The 16,400-nt window shown below is 70.6% G+C and carries 12 protein-coding genes; 9 read left to right on the top strand and 3 right to left on the bottom strand.

The features are described 5' to 3' along the window. The first annotated feature begins 170 nt into the window (after nt 1-170). The 5 genes from E5671_RS28250 (at nt 171) to E5671_RS28270 (ending at nt 9,025) form a co-directional block, all read left to right on the top strand. Nucleotides 171-1,811 carry a serine/threonine-protein kinase gene (locus tag E5671_RS28250; protein ID WP_160510456.1) on the top strand — a complete coding sequence of 547 codons (1,641 nt, stop codon included), beginning with the start codon at nt 171-173 and terminating at the stop codon, nt 1,809-1,811. 103 nt (nt 1,812-1,914) lie between these two features. Then, nucleotides 1,915-3,549 (top strand): serine/threonine-protein kinase, encoded by a 1,635-nt coding sequence (locus tag E5671_RS28255; protein ID WP_160506708.1) that lies wholly within the window; start codon nt 1,915-1,917, stop codon nt 3,547-3,549. Nucleotides 3,550-3,631: 82 nt separating this feature from the next. Beyond that, nucleotides 3,632-5,341 (top strand): serine/threonine-protein kinase, encoded by a 1,710-nt coding sequence (locus E5671_RS28260; RefSeq protein ID WP_160506709.1) that lies wholly within the window; start codon nt 3,632-3,634, stop codon nt 5,339-5,341. Between the two features lie 174 nt (nt 5,342-5,515). Continuing rightward, nucleotides 5,516-7,132 (top strand): succinic semialdehyde dehydrogenase, encoded by a 1,617-nt coding sequence (locus tag E5671_RS28265; RefSeq protein WP_160506710.1) that lies wholly within the window; start codon nt 5,516-5,518, stop codon nt 7,130-7,132. Nucleotides 7,133-7,189: 57 nt separating this feature from the next. Further along, on the top strand, nt 7,190-9,025 hold the full coding sequence (locus tag E5671_RS28270) for a GMC family oxidoreductase (protein ID WP_160506711.1): 1,836 nt from the start codon (nt 7,190-7,192) through the stop codon (nt 9,023-9,025). Nucleotides 9,026-9,107: 82 nt separating this feature from the next. Here the strand turns inward: E5671_RS28270 and E5671_RS28275 are convergent, their stop codons facing one another. After that, the gene (locus E5671_RS28275; RefSeq protein WP_336605867.1) at nt 9,108-10,214 is read right to left on the bottom strand and encodes an LAETG motif-containing sortase-dependent surface protein; all 1,107 of its coding nucleotides are present in this window, start codon (nt 10,212-10,214) and stop codon (nt 9,108-9,110) included. Between the two features lie 180 nt (nt 10,215-10,394). Between E5671_RS28275 and E5671_RS28280 the strand changes: the two genes are divergently transcribed. Together E5671_RS28280 and E5671_RS28285 are read left to right on the top strand one after the other, a co-directional pair. Next, complete coding sequence (locus E5671_RS28280; RefSeq protein ID WP_160506712.1) at nt 10,395-10,808, top strand: hypothetical protein; 414 nt, start codon at nt 10,395-10,397, stop codon at nt 10,806-10,808. Between the two features lie 93 nt (nt 10,809-10,901). Continuing rightward, complete coding sequence (locus E5671_RS28285; RefSeq protein ID WP_160506713.1) at nt 10,902-11,711, top strand: hypothetical protein; 810 nt, start codon at nt 10,902-10,904, stop codon at nt 11,709-11,711. A 727-nt stretch (nt 11,712-12,438) separates the two neighbouring features. Here E5671_RS28285 and E5671_RS28290 read toward each other — a convergent pair. Then, on the bottom strand, nt 12,439-12,753 hold the full coding sequence (locus tag E5671_RS28290) for a chorismate mutase (RefSeq protein WP_160506714.1): 315 nt from the start codon (nt 12,751-12,753) through the stop codon (nt 12,439-12,441). A 406-nt stretch (nt 12,754-13,159) separates the two neighbouring features. Here E5671_RS28290 and guaA point away from each other — a divergent pair, with 406 nt between their 5' ends. Next, on the top strand, nt 13,160-14,746 hold the full coding sequence (gene guaA, locus E5671_RS28295) for a glutamine-hydrolyzing GMP synthase (RefSeq protein WP_160506715.1): 1,587 nt from the start codon (nt 13,160-13,162) through the stop codon (nt 14,744-14,746). Between the two features lie 61 nt (nt 14,747-14,807). Here guaA and E5671_RS28300 read toward each other — a convergent pair whose 3' ends face one another. After that, on the bottom strand, nt 14,808-15,287 hold the full coding sequence (locus E5671_RS28300) for a pyridoxamine 5'-phosphate oxidase family protein (RefSeq protein WP_160506716.1): 480 nt from the start codon (nt 15,285-15,287) through the stop codon (nt 14,808-14,810). Nucleotides 15,288-15,426: 139 nt separating this feature from the next. On the opposite strand from E5671_RS28300, the gene E5671_RS28305 reads away from it, so the two are divergent. Beyond that, on the top strand, nt 15,427-16,212 hold the full coding sequence (locus E5671_RS28305) for a class II aldolase/adducin family protein (RefSeq protein WP_160506717.1): 786 nt from the start codon (nt 15,427-15,429) through the stop codon (nt 16,210-16,212). Nucleotides 16,213-16,400 lie beyond the last annotated feature (188 nt).

Here is a 16,400-nt window from a genome sequence, read left to right on the forward strand (position 1 = left end):
TGTGCCCCTTTGAGTACGGGATTTGACCGCTCTTCGGGTGCGTCGAGCGGCCCGTCGCCGTTGCGTCACGCGTCACAGTGAGGTCTCCTAGCACCCCCGGAGGTTCCGCGTACGCCGACCGCTCCCTAATCTGTGCCATGTCAGAACCATTGCGGGGGATCGTGAATCAGATGCAGGGCCTGCTCCTCGCGGGCCGCTACCGGCTCGGAGAGTCCATCGGCCGCGGTGGCATGGGACGGGTGTGGCGCGCACAGGACGAGGTGCTGCACCGGACCGTCGCCGTCAAGGAACTGACGGCAGCGCAGTTCGTGGCGGAGGCCGACCGCGCGATCCTCTTCGCCCGTACGCACGCTGAGGCGCGGGCCGCCGCCCGGATCAACCACCCCGCCGTCGTCACCGTCCACGACGTCCTTGAGTACGACGACCGCCCCTGGATCGTGATGGAGCTGGTCGAGGGCCGCTCGCTCGCGGACGCCGTCAAGGAGCGGGGCCGCATCGACCCCGTCGAGGCCGCCCGCATCGGCCTGTGGACCCTGAAGGCCCTGCGCGCCGCGCACGCCGCCGGGGTTCTGCACCGCGACGTCAAGCCCGGCAACGTACTCCTGGCGGACGACCGGCGCATCCTGCTCACCGACTTCGGGATCGCCGCGATCGAGGGGGACACGACGATCACGCGGACCGGCGAGGTCGTCGGCTCCGTCGACTATCTGGCGCCCGAGCGGGTCAGCGGCGCCAACCCCGGGCCCGCGTCCGACCTGTGGGCCCTCGGCGCCACGCTTTACACGGCGGTCGAGGGGAACTCCCCCTTCCGGCGCACGTCTCCGCTGGGCACCATGCAGGCCGTGGTCACGGAGGAGCCCGCGCCGGCCGAGTACGCGGGGGCGCTCGCCCCGGTCATCGGCGCCCTCCTGCGCAAGGACCCGGACACCCGGCCGACCGCGGAGGTCGCCGAGCTGATGCTGGCCGAGGCGGCGGAGGGGCGACTGCCCAGCGCGGCGGAGGCGTACGTGCCGACGCAGATCCACGCCACGCCCCAGCAGCCGAGCCCGCGGCCGCAGCACCAGCCGCAGCCGCAGGTCCACACCCCGCAGTTCGGCCACCACCCCATTGAGCCCGGCACCGTCGTCCACGGAAACGGCTCCGGCCCCGCACCCCACACCTCCGGCACTGTCGTCCAAGGCACCCACCAGTCCCCGCCCAGCCCCCAGAAGCGCCGCAAGCTGCCCGCGATCGTCGCGGCGGTCGCCGCGGTCGTGCTGCTCGGCGGCGGAACCGCCGGCTACCTGTACTACGCCGACGGCGACGACGGCAGTACGCAGCAGTCCAGCGACGGAGGGCCGGGCAAGACTGTCGGCGGCATCCCCGAGGACTGGCAGCGCGTGCACGACGCCGAGGGCTTCAGCATGATGCTGCCCAAGGACTGGGAGCGCGAGGCCGACGGCAGCCAGATCGACTACACGCCCGACCACGGCCGCCACTTCGTACGCGTCGCCATCGACCGCAACTCGACGTGGGAGAGCCCCTACACGCACCAGCTGGACCTGGAGAAGAACCTCAAGGTCAAACTGCCCCGCTACAAGCGGCTGCAGCTGGACCAGAACACCTTCCGCGACCGGCCCGGCGCGCTCTGGGAGTTCAGCTGGACGGCGGGGGCGAACGACACGACAGCGGGCCCGCGCCGCGCCATCTCACAGTCCTATCTCAGCCGTGACGGCGTCGAGTACGTGATTTACATGTCGTCCCCCGCCGACGACTGGAACACGGCGCGCCAGCAGTTCGACGCGATGCTCCGGGGCTGGCGGGAGCGCTGAATGCGGCCGTCCGCAGCCGGGATGTCTGGGACAAGCGGCCGGAACCAGTCCGCCTCGCAGGCCCACAGGGTCCGTCCGCACACGTGTGGGGCATGATGGCCGCATGGGGAGCGTGGGGGACAACGCCCGGGTCATAGCTGGCCGTTACCGCCTGGATGCGCGGCTCGGCCGGGGTGGCATGGGCGTGGTCTGGCAGGCCACGGATCAGTTCCTCGGCCGCCGGGTCGCCGTCAAGGAACTCGCCCTCGACGACACGCTCTCCGAATCCGACGCGATGCAGCAGCGCGAACGGACCCTGCGCGAGGCCCGGGCGGCGGCGCAGCTCAGGCATCCGCACATCATCGTCGTCCATGACGTCGTCGTGCAGAGCGACCATCCGTACATCGTCATGGAGTTGATCGAGGGCGGCTCGCTGGCCGCGCGGATCTCGCGAGCGGGTCCGATGAGCGCGCGTGAGGTCGCCCGGATGGGCATCGCGCTTCTTGGCGCGCTGCGCGTCGCGCATGCCGCCGGGGTTCTGCACCGCGACATCAAACCCGCGAACGTCCTCATGGAGGAGGCGACCGGCCGTGTCGTCCTCACCGACTTCGGGATCGCGCAGGTCAGCGGGGCGACGACGCTCACGGAGATCGGGTCGTTCGTGGGTTCTCCCGAATACACCGCGCCCGAGCGGATGTCGGGCGAGCGGACGGGGCCCGAGTCCGACCTCTGGTCGCTCGGCGCGCTCCTCGTCACGGCGATGACCGGAGAGTCGCCCTTCCGCCGGGACTCGATCAGCGGTGTGCTGCACGCCGTCGTCTTCGACGAGATCCGCCCGCCGCCCGCCGCCGCGCCGCTGCTGCCCGTCATCCTCGGCCTCCTCGAACGCGACCCGGAGCGGCGGCTCGGCGTGGAGGACGCGGAGCGGCTGCTGCGGACGTACGTCGAGACGGGACGGATGCCGTCGACGCCCGCGGGCCGGGCCGGCGGTCAGCCGTCGGCGCTGCCGGGCGGGCGGCTCGGCGGCTACACGCCCACCTACCGTGACCTGCCCACGCGCCCGCCCGCGCAGTCGGCGGGGCCTTCCCGCGGCCGTCGCCGGATCATGCTGATCGCGGCCGCGCTCGTGGCCGCGGTGGCCGGAGCCGGGGTGTCCGCCGCGCTCCTGATGGGCAGGGACGGCGACGGCGACCGCGGTGAGCCCACGACGACGGCCACGCAGTCCGCGCCGACGAAGACGGTGAGCCCCTCGCCATCGCCGACCCCGACGGTGACGGTCACGCGCGGCTCGCGCACCCCCAAGCCCTCCACGCCCGAGGCCCCCGAGGGCTACCGCGTGACGAAGGACCGCCGCGGCTTCACGCTCGCCGTGCCCCACGGCTTCACGCGCGAGGTGGACGGGCCCCGCGTCTTCTACAAGTCGGCGGGCGGCACCTTCCGCATCGGCATCAAGGAGTCGGCCCCCGAGCCGGGCGGGCCGCTCGCCGTGCAGCGCCGCTCCGACGCCAAAGGGCCCGAGAACAACCCGGGTTACCGGGACGGAGAGGTCACCGAGACCTCGCACAACGGACGGCCCGCCGCCCTCTGGCAGTTCAGCTGGGACGGCTTCACGGCTGCGGAGGGCGACCGGCACACGTACGACCTCTGCTGGGAGGAGGGCGGCCGGATGTACGACGTGTGGGTCTCGGCGCCGATCGACAAGGCCGAGGAAGGCCGACGGTACTTCGACACGGCGGTGGACTCGTTCGTACGCCGTTGAAGTTCCGCCGGGTGCATCACCCCGGTCACAAGTCAGTGACCCGAGTGGAACGGGAGACCGTCGGCAAGGTACTGATGTGTGCATGAGTAATGACGGGGGAGCCTCCTACGGCCCGTACGAACCCACCAGTTTCGGACTGCAGCCGCCGCAGCCGCAGCCTTACCAGCCGACTGCGCAGCACCCCGCCGGACCGCAGCAGCCCGCAGGACCGCAGCAGCCCGGGGCGCCGACGCCGCCCCCGTCGCCGTACGCTCAGTTCACCCAAGTGGTACCGAATCAGCCATCCGAGCCGGATCCGGGCGCGGGCCGTCTGATCGCGGGCCGTTACCGCCTGCTGTCCAAGCTCGGGCACGGCGGCATGGGCACGGTCTGGCGCGCGAAGGACGAGACGGTGGACCGCGAGGTCGCCGTCAAGGAACCCCGCATCCCCGACCACCTGCCCGAGCGCGAACGGTCCAACGCTTTCGAGCGGATGCGCCGCGAGGCGCGCGCCGCGGCCCGCCTCGACCACCCCGCCGTGGTCAACGTCCACGACGTGGCGGTGGAGGACGGCCAGCCGTGGATCGTCATGGAACTGGTCCAGGGCCGCTCGCTCGGCGCCGCGCTCCAGGAGGGCACCCTGGGCGCCCGCGACGCCGCCCGCATCGGCCTTGAGGTGCTCGGCGCCCTGGACGCCGCCCACCAGGCGGGAATCCTGCACCGTGACGTCAAGCCGGACAACGTGATGCTGGGGCAGCACGACCGCGTCGTCCTCACCGACTTCGGCATCGCCCAGATCGAGGGCGAGACGAACCTGACGGACACCGGCGGCTTCGTCGGTTCGCCCGAGTTCATCGCCCCCGAGCGGGTGCTCGGCCAGCGCCCAGGGCCGGCGTCGGACCTCTGGTCGCTCGGCGTGGTCCTCTACGCCGCGACGGAGGGCGTATCGCCGTTCCGGCGCAACAACACCCCCGCGACACTGCAGTCCGTCCTGAACGCGACCCCCGCGGCGCCCGCCTCGGCCTCGGGCCCGCTCGCGCAGGCGATCAACGGGCTCCTGACCAAGGACCCCGGCCAGCGCCCGCGCGCAGCGCAGGTCCGCGCCCTCCTGGAGGAAGTGGCCCGGCCGCCGCAGACGGCGCCGACACGGGTCGTCCAGGTCGGTGGCGGCGGTGCCGCGGGCGGCAAGGGCGTCACCATCGGCCGCAAGGGGCTCCTGGGTATCGGCGCGGTGGTCGTCGCCGCCGTGGTCGCGGGCGTCCTCGTGGTCACGAACCCGTTCGCGGCGGCCGAGGCGGACAGCTGGAAGCAGCACGAGGAGAAGGCGCTGGGCGCGACGCTGTCGGCGCCGCCGGACTATGTGAAGTCCGTGCCGGACGGCATCAACAAGACGGAGCACTGGGTCAGTTACACCGACCCGAGCACCGCCGTCTCGATCACTCTGTACCTGGCGAAGAAGTCCGAGGACAGCGTCGGCGAGATCGCGGGGTCCTCGGCCGCGCAGGCGTACAGCGAAGCCGACGGGATCGAGAGCGGCGACAAGAGCAACATGGCCGAGACGCCCGCTCCCCGGAGCAGGACGGCGAAGACCACGTACAAGGACCGGGAAGCCGCCGAGAACACGGTCACCTACGTCGACGATTCGGACTCGGAGCGACAGAAGCCGCGCGAGGCCAAGGTCTTCTACTACAAGACCAAGTCCGGCGACATGTACAAGCTCTGGATCGACTACCCGAGCAAGGGCGATTTCACCGAGCGCGGCCGCGAGGTCGCCAAGACCGCGATCGCCGAACTGGAGATCACGAAGCCCTGACCCGGGTCCGTTCCGCCGCTGCCATCGAACATGGTGACGCCTTGTTGATCAACTCCGGTTAAGCCCCTGATCAGGGGCTTTGCCGCCAGCAATCGCTGGCAGCGTGTGTCCGCCCGGTGAAAGTGGATTACCGACGGGTACCCAAAACCCTGACCTGGGCCTACGCTCACCTCCATGACGGACTCGCAGGCCACCGCAGCGCCCCTCGGAACGAACCCGACAGCCACCGCCCCCGAAGGCGCGCGCACCGCCGCCGACGTGGTGACTCCCGAGCTCATCGCGCAGCTCACCCGGGACGTGATCGGTTCGGGACGGACCGCCAACCACACGCCGTTCACCGGTGAGAAGCTGGCCGACCTGCCCGAGTCCACCCCCGAGGACGTGGCCACCGCCTTCGAGCGGGCGCGGGTCGCCCAGATCGCCTGGGAGCGCACCCCGGTCCGCCGCCGCGCCGCGGTCCTGCTCCGCTTCCACGACCTGGTCCTGCAGCGCCAGGCCGAGGTCCTCGACCTCATACAGCTGGAGACCGGCAAGGCCAGGCTGCACGCGCACGAGGAGCTGCAGGCCGTCGCCGTCGCCGCGCGGCACTACGGCCGCAAGGCCCCCGCGTACCTGAACCCCAAGCGGCACACCGGCGTCGTACCGACCCTCACGAAGGTCACCGAGAACCGTCAGCCGCGCGGTGTGGTCGGCCAGATCGCGCCCTGGAACTACCCCTTCGAGCTGTCCATCGGCGACGCCCTGCCCGCGCTCGTCGCGGGCAACGCGCTGGTGATGAAGCCCGACACGGAGACCTGCCTGACCGCCCTGTGGGCCCGCGACCTCATCATCGAGGCCGGTCTGCCCGCCGAGGTCTTCCAGGTCGTCATCGGTGACGGGCCCGTCGTCGGACCCGAGATCGTCAAGCACGCCGACTACGTCTCCTTCACCGGCTCCACCCGCACCGGCCGCGAGGTCGCACAGGGCGCCGCGGGCCGCCTCGTCGGCGTCTCGCTCGAACTGGGCGGCAAGAACGCCATGTTGGTGCTCCACGACGCCGACATCGAGAAGGCGGCCGCGGGTGCCGTGAGGGCCTGTTTCTCGTCCGCAGGCCAGCTGTGCATCTCCATCGAGCGGCTGTACGTCCACGAGTCGATCGCCGACGAGTTCGTGGAGCGCTTCGCGGCGCGGACGAAGGCTATGCGGCTCGGCCGCTCCCTCGCGTACGGAGCGGAGATGGGCTCGCTGGTCGGCGAGCGGCAGCTGGAGACCACCAAGCGGCATGTCGACGAGGCGGTCGCCAAGGGCGCGACGGTGCTCGCGGGCGGCGTCGCCCGGCCCGACATCGGCCCGTTCTTCTTCGAGCCGACGATCCTGGACGGCGTCGAGTCCCCGATGGCGGTGTGCGGCGAGGAGACCTTCGGCCCTGTCGTCTCCATCTACCGCTTCACCGATGAGAACGAAGCGGTCGAGCTCGCCAACTCCACGTCGTACGGCCTGAATTCCTCGGTCTGGACGAAGGACGGCAGCCGCGGCCGCAAGCTCGCCGCCCGCCTGCGCACCGGCACGGTCAACGTGAACGAGGGCTTCGCGCCCGCCTACGGCAGCGTGCAGTCGCCGATGGGCGGCATGAAGGACTCGGGCCTCGGCCGCCGGCACGGCTCCGAGGGCATCCTGAAGTACACCGAGGCGCAGACCGTCGCGCACCAGCGGCTGATGCCGCTCGCGCCGTCCTTCGGCATGGACGACGAGAAGTACGCGGCGTTCATGAGCCTGAGCCTGAAGGTCATGAAGTCCCTGCGCCTGCGCTAGTCGCCCCGGCCGCCGCCGGATCCCTACGAACGGGCTAATTCTCAACGAGGAGAGTCGATGTCACAGGAGAGCTCTGTCCAGAAACAGCCGGACAGCGAGGCGGGTGGGCACGCCGAAGCGTCGTACGACTACGACGTCCTCGTCGTCGGGTCAGGCTTCGGCGGCTCCGTCTCCGCTCTGCGTCTGACGGAGAAGGGCTACCGCGTCGGCGTGCTCGAAGCGGGGCGCCGCTTCACCCGCGAGTCGCTCCCGAAGAACTCCTGGGACCTCAAGAACTACCTCTGGGCACCGGCGCTCGGCCTCTACGGCATCCAGCGCATCCATCTGCTCGGCAACGTGATGGTGCTCGCGGGGGCGGGCGTCGGCGGAGGTTCGCTGAACTACGCGAACACGCTCTACGTACCCCCCGCGCCGTTCTTCAACGACCCGCAGTGGAAGGACATCACGGACTGGCAGAACGAGCTCGCCCCCTACTACGAGCAGGCCAAGCGCATGCTCGGGGTGCGGCTCAACCCGACCACGACTCCGTCCGACGTCCACCTGAAGGCGACCGCCCAGGCCATGGGAGTGGGCGACAGCTTCCACATGGCGCCGGTCGGCGTCTTCTTCGGAGACGGGCAGGACGCCTCAGGTACTTCAACGGCCAGGCCCGGCGAGGAAGTTCCCGATCCCTACTTCGGGGGCGCGGGCCCGTCGCGCAAGGCCTGCAGCGAATGCGGCGAGTGCATGACGGGCTGCCGCCACGGCGCCAAGAACACCCTCAATGAGAACTACCTCTACCTGGCGGAGAAGGCGGGCGCCGTCATCCACCCGATGACGTCCGTCGTCACCGTCACGGAGGACTCGCGGGGCGGTTTCGCCGTGGCGACCCTGCCCACGGACAACAAGCGCAAGGGCAACGGCCGTACGTTCACGGCGCGCGAGGTCGTCGTCGCTGCGGGCACCTACGGCACGCAGACGCTCCTGCACCGTATGAAGGACACCGGCCTGCTCCCGCGCATCTCGGGGCGGCTCGGCGCGCTGACCCGCACCAACTCCGAGGCCCTGGTGGGATCCCAGACCACCGACCGCCGCTACCGCAAGCAGCACGGCGCCGAGAAGGTGGACTTCACCAAGGGCGTCGCGATCACCTCGTCCATCCACCCGAACGCCACCACGCACATCGAGCCGGTCCGCTACGGCAAGAAGTCCAACGCGATGGGCGGCATGACGATCCTGCAAGTGCCGTACAGCATCAAGGGCGGCAAGGCGCGCGTCGCCGGATGGCTCGGCAACGTCGCCAAGCACCCGTGGCTGACGGTCCGTTCACTCTCCAACCGGCGCTGGTCGGAGCGGACCATCATCGGCCTCGTCATGCAGACGCTCGACAACTCCCTGACCACGTACCGCAAGGAGAAGGGCATCGGCAAGGGCCTGCTGACCGCCCGGCAGGGCCATGGCGCGCCCAACCCGACGCAGATCCCCGAGGCCACCGAGGCCGCGACGCTGCTCGCCAAGGAGATCAACGGCTTCGCCGGGTCGAACGTGGGCGAGCTGATGGGCACCCCGCTGACCGCGCACTTCCTGGGCGGCTGCCCGATCGGCGACTCGGCCGACACCGGGGTCATCGACCCGTACCACCGCCTCTACGGCCACCCCGGCATCTCGGTCGTCGACGGCGCCGCGATCTCCGCGAACCTGGGTGTGAATCCGTCCCTCACGATCACCGCGCAGGCCGAGCGCGCGATGTCGTTCTGGCCCAACAAGGGCGCCGAGGACACGCGTCCCGCGCAGGGCACGGAGTACGTGCGTCTCGCCGCCGTCGAGCCGAAGTCCCCGGCGGTACCGGCGGACGCGTTCGGCGCGCTGAGGCTTCCCTTCCTGGGGATGCCCGCGATGCCGGCGAAGAAGTAGCCGGGCGGCGACTTCCCCCGCGTACGCGAAAGGACCTGCACCCCCCTCCGAGCGCAGGTCCTTTCGCGTGTTCAGGTGCCGCTTACGCGGTGGCGTCGGCCTTCTTGCGGCGGACGACGAAGACCGCGCCCGCACCGGCGATGACGGCGACACCGCCGACGAGGCCGATGGTCGGCAGCATGGAGCTGGAGCCGGTCTCGGCGAGGTTGCCGGTGGTCGGGATCTCCTTGGCGCCACCGGTGGGCGTCTTGCCACCGGCGGGCGTCTTGCCGCCCTTGTTCTCCTCGGCCTCGCCCGGGTTCTCGTTGTTGCTGCCGGCCTTCAGGACGGTGAACTCGTAGAACGCGAACGCGTTGTGCACGCAGTTCTGCTCGGAGTCGAGGTAGCCGCCGAGGCCGAGCGCGTAGCCGTCACCGGCCGGGGCCTCGGCGCTGACGTTGACGCGCAGCTTGATGTCGACCTTCTCCTTGGCACCCAGCTCGGTGCTGCCGAAGTAGAGGCCGCCCGAGACCTCGTCCGCGATGGACTCCCAGGCCTTGGAGTCGGGGTTGAAGTACTGGATCTGCGCGTAGTTCGCGAGCCAGTCCTTCTCGTCCTCGCTCTCCGTGAAGTTGTCCACGGCGGCGAGCCACTGGACCTCGCCGAGGTCCTCGTCGCTCGGGTTGGAGGCGGTCAGCTTGAACTGGTGCCAGCCGCTGCCCGCGACGATCTTGCCGGGCAGGCCCGAGAGCCCGAGCTCCAGCTTCGAGTCGGCGTCCTCGCCGTTCTCGTCGACCGGGCAGTCCGTGGGCTCCGCGGTGGGCTCCCCGGTCGGCGTGGCCGATCCGGTGGGCTGCTTCGTGGGCGTGGCCGACTCGGTGGCCGTCGCGCTCGGCGCCGGGGTGGCCGACTCGGTGGCCGTCGCGCTGGGCGTGGCCGACCCGGTGGGCGTCGCGGACTCGGTGGCCGTCGCGCTGGGCGTGGCCGACTCGGTGGCCGACGTGCTCGGGCTCGGCGTGGTGGCGTCGGTCGCGAAGGCGGCAGGGGCCGAAAGCAGCGCGAGCGGGGCTATGGCGGCGGTCGCGGCCGCGGCGGCCATGACACAGCGAAGCTTCATGAAGACCTCAGGGAGTCCGGCGTACCACCTGGTGGGCGATACGGAGGTGGAGGCCTCCGCGGTGGGGACGCGGGTGTGGCCGTTGTTACGCATGCATGACCTGTGTCCCCTGTGAATGGTTGTCCTCGAACTCACAGAATTCTTATGTGGCTTGGATCACATGGCCTGCGCGGCGTGGATCACAGAGCTTGTGCGGTCGTCGCCGGGTGCCGTAGAAATTCCTCCGCTCGACGGCGACCCGCCGGTGAGCGAGTGGCGTCAGGAGGGGGCGGCGTGGCGGAGCCGGATGAGATACGGGACGAGATGCCGGGAGAGATACCGGACGACGTGTGGGAGCGGTTCGAGCGGGACAGCCTGCGTGACATCCGTACCTCGGCGCCGAAGGAGCCGTCCGCGCGGGCGCGCATGGTGGCCGAACGGCTGCGGCGCCTCGACGAGGAGGCGGCGCGCCAACAGGCGGCGGACTCCCGGGCGCTGGGCCGCCGGCGCAGGAAGCGCAAGGCGGCGCGGGGGGAGGGTGCCGCCGGGGCGTGGCGCCCGGACGAGTGGCGTGCAGCACCGACAGGGCCGCGGCGCAGCGCGCGTTCGGAGCGCAGCCGCCGGGTGTGGAGCGTGGTGATCGTGGTGGGCGGCATGGCGCTGGCGATCGCGCTCCTGAGTCCGTTCCGGTTCTGGATGTGGCAGTAGACGGATCCTGGGGAACCGACCGGAACGATCTTCCGTCGTAGAAGGGGTGCGGGTGACTCCGCACGATGCGTACGAAAGTGGGGGAGCGGGAACGTGAAGTCAGCTGTGTCGCGTGGCGTGGTGGCCGTTTCGACCGTGGCGGTGCTCGGCCTGACGGCGGCGTGCAGCGGAAGCGGCGGCGACGGCAAGGACAAGAAGCCGGCGCGGGCGGACGCGACCTCCGCCACGGCGAAGCTGGAGAAGGCGGCGCTCGCCTCGGGCGACGTCAAGAAGTACAAGGTGGAGGCCACGAAGGAGGCCGGGCAGTCCGGGGACTCCGGGGACTCCGGGAAGTCCGGGGGCAAGGCCACGCCTCCCGCCGGACGCGTGAACCCGGCCGAGTGCCGCCCGCTGTCCGAGATGCTCATGGCCGACGCCCCGCCGAAGTCGAAGGCTCACGTCAGCCGCACGCTGACCAGCACCGATGTCGCGGACACCACGACGACCGAGGTCGTGCTGCTGGCGTACGGCAAGGCCGACGCCGAGAACACCATGGACGCGCTGCGTACGGCGACGAAGTCGAGGAAGTGCGCCACGTTCGGGGACGGCGGCCACCGGTACATCGGCGTCAGGCCGCAGCCCGGGCCGGTCGGCGGCGACGAGGCCGTCTCGTACAAGCTCGCGAGCCGTGCCGGTGAGTTCCTCCACCGGGACCGCGTCACGGTCGTACGCAGCGGCTCGACGCTGATCGCCTTCCGCGCCTCGAACATCTTCGACCCCGAGTCGGCCCGTGACGACCAGCAGGGCGAGGCCGCCGGGCTGCCCGAGAAGTTCCGTGACGGCGTGAAGGGCGACCCGAAGGTGGCCGACGCGATCGTCGACGCGCAGCTCGCGAAGCTGGGGAAGCTGGCCGGAGAGAAGTAGCGGCGCCCGGAGCAGGGTGACGGCAGAGCGAAGGGCCCCGCGGGACGGATCCGCGGGGCCCTTGGCCGTCAGCACCGACGTCAGGGCAGCGTCGGTGCCACGGAGCGGCGCCGGGGGGAGTGCGCCGCGAGCCTGAGGGGCGCTGGTGGCCTACCCGGCGCACGAGGGGCGCACGGGTGGTCTCGACCAATGGCAATGGAGTTGTGCAGAACCGTATGTGCGGCCTGTCCTGCTAGGCATCGTGCTGGATGCGCCGTGACCCGCGCAACCGGTTCGACATGATCCAGACGAACAGGGGCGGCTGGGTCCTTGCGCGGGGGCGGGAGAGCCCAAGAGCTGAGGGGCCTGGGGACTGGGAGACGGTTGGGAAGACGGCCGGGGACGGGACGGGCCGGGGACGGATCAGGGGGGGGGGGGGGGGGGGGGGGGGGGGGGGGGGGGGGGACGGAGGCCGGTCGGCTCCGGGCGTCCCCGAAGCCGACCGTTCCCTGGGTGACCGGGCTGCTGTCCCCTGCCGTCCGGTCACGTCTCTGGAGCGAGGTCCCACGGCGCACACGAGGTGTGCGCCTCATCGCTCCAGCGGAGCCACGCGTGGTTTTTCCGTGCCCGCCCCTGGCTGGCACGGACATCGGGACCAACGAAGTCCCTCCGGGCCTGGTCACGCGCCGTACGGGTGAGAGCGGGCCCGAACTCAGGTCCGGTGGCGGCTGGAGGGCGCCGGAGGCGGTCAGACCCGGCCCCTGCACAGCTCGAGGAGCGTCATCGCGAGCGACGTACCGGGCTTGCCGAGTGCGTCCCTGTAGTGGGCGAGGACCTCCATCTCGCGCGAGAGATTGACGCGGCGGCCGCCCGAACCGATCCGGGCCTCCTGGATGACGGCCGACACGGCCATCCGTTCCTGTACGAGACCGATGATGCGGTCGTCGAGTGCGTCGATGCGGTCGCGTGCGCCCTCGATCACATCGGCGGCCTCGGGGGTGCGGGCGCCGGTCTTGTCGGCCTGGTCGGTCTTGTGGGTCTTGTGGGTCGTGGCGATGGTCATCTGGGGCTCCTCGTCGGATGGGGAGGCAGCCCCGGAGCGACAAGGTCCGGAAATGACAGAACGCCCCGGGCCTTGTCGGCCCGGGGCGCCTGGGAAGTCGCTTGTCAGTGGATCAAGCAGCTCGACCATGGCAGCCGGCGGGCCGGTTGCCATAGGTAAAGAGGAAGCTGAGGTGCTTGGTCACGAGGCCAGTATGCCCCCCGGCGCGCGTGCCTGGTCAACACGGGTTCCGTGGCGGCTCGGATGCTGAGACGTCCGCCGGCAGCCCGCGCGTGGGGCGGGGCTCCGTCGGATGCGACGAAGGGGGTGCCCGCGAGCCCGTTAGAATCGACAAAACAGACCCCCTGCTCACGCACGAGCCCCAGCTCACGCTCAAGCTCACGCTCAACGCCGGAAGGCCGCCGCCGTGCCATCAGCGTCCCCCGCTGCCGCCGCCCCCGACACCGTTCTGGTCGTCGACTTCGGAGCGCAGTACGCCCAGCTCATCGCCCGCCGCGTCCGTGAGGCCCGGATCTACAGCGAGATCGTGCCGAGCAGCATGCCGGTCTCCGAGATGCTCGCGAAGAACCCCGCCGCGATCATCCTCTCCGGCGGCCCCTCGTCGGTGTACGCGGACGAGGCCCCGCGCCTGGACCGCGCGATCTTCGAGGCCGGCGTCCCCGTCTTCGGCATGTGCTACGGCTTCCAGCTGATGGCGACCACCCTCGGCGGCACCGTCGACAACACGGGCGCGCGGGAGTACGGACGTACGCCCCTGGCCGTATCCAAGCCCGGCTCGACGCTCTTCGAGGGCACCCCGACCGAGCAGTCCGTGTGGATGTCGCACGGCGACGCGTGCAGCGCGGCGCCCGAGGGCTTCTCCGTCACCGCGTCCACGGACGTCGTGCCGGTCGCGGCCTTCGAGGACGACGAGAAGAAGCTGTACGGCGTGCAGTACCACCCCGAGGTCATGCACTCCACGCACGGCCAGCAGGTGCTCGAGCACTTCCTCTACCGGGGCGCTGGCCTGAAGCCCGACTGGACCACCGGCAACATCGTCGAGGAGCAGATCACCGCGATCCGCGAGCAGGTCGGCAACAAGCGCGCGATCTGCGGTCTGTCCGGCGGCGTCGACTCCGCCGTGGCCGCCGCCCTCGTACAGAAGGCCATCGGTTCGCAGCTGACCTGTGTGTACGTCGACCACGGTCTGATGCGCAAGGGTGAGACCGAGCAGGTCGAGAAGGACTTCGTCGCGGCCACGGGCGTGCAGCTCAAGGTCGTCGACGCGCAGGAGCGCTTCCTCAGCGCCCTCGCCGGGGTCTCCGACCCCGAGCAGAAGCGGAAGATCATCGGCCGCGAGTTCATCCGCGTCTTCGAGCAGGCCCAGGCGGAGATCGTCGCCGAGGCGCCGGGTGACCAGCCCGTCGAGTTCCTGGTCCAGGGCACGCTCTACCCCGACGTCGTCGAGTCCGGCGGCGGCACCGGCACCGCGAACATCAAGTCCCACCACAACGTGGGCGGGCTCCCCGAGGACCTTGAGTTCCAGCTGATCGAGCCGCTGCGCCAGCTCTTCAAGGACGAAGTGCGGATGGTCGGACAGGAGCTCGGTCTGCCGGACGAGATCGTCCAGCGCCAGCCCTTCCCCGGCCCCGGCCTCGGCATCCGCATCGTCGGCGACGTCACCAAGGAGCGCCTCGACCTGCTCCGTGAGGCCGACGCCATCGCCCGCGAGGAGCTGACCGCGGCCGGTCTCGACCGTGAGATCTGGCAGTGTCCCGTCGTGCTGCTCGCGGACGTGCGCAGCGTGGGCGTGCAGGGCGACGGCCGGACGTACGGCCACCCGATCGTGCTGCGGCCCGTCTCGTCCGAGGACGCCATGACGGCCGACTGGACCCGCATGCCGTACGAGGTCCTCGCGAAGATCTCGACGCGCATCACGAACGAGGTCGCCGACGTCAACCGCGTCGTCCTCGACGTGACGAGCAAGCCGCCGGGCACCATCGAGTGGGAGTAGTCCTCCCCGCAGAGCTGACACGGCGCCGTCCACCGAGGTGGGCGGCGCCAGTCCCCGTATGTCAGGTCCGCCTGGTCGTCCGCGTGGGGGCGCCCGGCTTCCACAGCTGCACCGCCATGTACTTCTCGTCCTCGATGTACGTCCGGACCACCTCCGTCAGTTCTGTACGGAAGAGGTGGAACGCGTCCGGGTCCGGCGGGTCCACCTCGCCCGTGTACCGCGCGATGAGCTCGGGGTCGTCGGCCTCGATCGCCCGCCCGGAGATCCGGATGTCGCCGCCGGCCATCTCCGTGCCCGCTCCCGGGTTCGCCTGGATCGAGAAGCGCGGATCGCGGCGCAGGTCGAGCGCCTTCATCGAGTTCGGCATCATGCCGAGCCACAACTCCCCGTACAGGAAGCGGACTTCGAGCCCCGTCGTGCGCGGCGACCCGTCCTTGCGCAGGGTCGCCAGGATGTGGTGTGTGAACTGGCCGAACCGCTCTTCGGCGGTCCGCGCGAAGGTGGGTTCTGCCGCGGTGAAGTCTGCCCAGTTCGTCGTCATACACCGAGTGTCCCGCCAATACCCGACACCTACTGTCCGGCATTGCGCCCCGATTGCGCACTCTCTTCACAGGGAGCCCCTGTCTTCCTGCGCTGACCGGCGGTAACTTCCGCTCCGTACAGCCAGGGATGGAGGACACATGCAGGCGCCCACACCGATACCCGTCGAGCGGTTGCAGTTCGCGATGCCGCCGGTGCACGACTCGTTGGCGGACGAACGGCTCTACCGCAAGGAACGGCTCGCCGGGGCGCTGCGGATCTTCGGGCGGCTCGGATACGAGGACGGGGTGTCCGGGCACATCACCGCGCGGGACCCGGAGCACGAGGACTGTTTCTGGGTGAACCCCTTCGGGATGCCCTTCAAGCACGTCACCGTGGGCGATCTGGTCCTCGCCAACGCGGAGGGGCAGGTCGTCGAGGGCCGCCACCACGTCAATCAGGCCGCCTTCACCGTCCACGCGCAGGCGCACCTGGCGCGGCCCGACGTGGTCGCCGTCGCGCACTGCCACTCGCTGCACGGCCGCGCCCTGTCCACACTCGGCGAACTCCTCGACCCGATCACCCAGGAGTCCTGCGCCTTCTACGAGAGCCATGCGCTGTACGACGGCTACACGGGCGTCGTCGTGGACTCGGACGAGGGCCGGCGGATCGCCACCGCGCTCGGCGACCACAAGGCCGTCATCCTGCGCAACCACGGCCTGCTCACCGTCGGCGACTCCGTCGACGCCGCCGCCTGGTGGTTCCTCACGATGGAGCGCTCCTGCCAGGTACAGCTGAGCGCGCGGGCCGCGGGCCGCCCGATCCTCATCGGCCACAAGCAGGCGGTGGCGACGCGCGAGCAGCTCGGCAGTGATCTCGTAGCGTGGATCAACTACCAGTCCCTGTGGCAGGACATCAGCCGCAGTGAACCGGATCTCCTGGCCTGAGTGTGATCCTGGCCCTGGCCCTGGCCCTGGGCCTGGGCCGACGGCTCCCGCCGTCAACCCGCGTACGGGGAAATCACCCTCGCTGACCTGACCCGGGGAACCCGATCGTCTTCCAGTACGGCACAATCCCCTTCCATCGCAAGGAAGTTCACGTTTCGTTGTTCGAACGAGGGCGGGGAAGGTGGCGT

It is taken from the genome of Streptomyces sp. BA2, assembly GCF_009769735.1.
Lineage (GTDB): Bacteria > Actinomycetota > Actinomycetes > Streptomycetales > Streptomycetaceae > Streptomyces.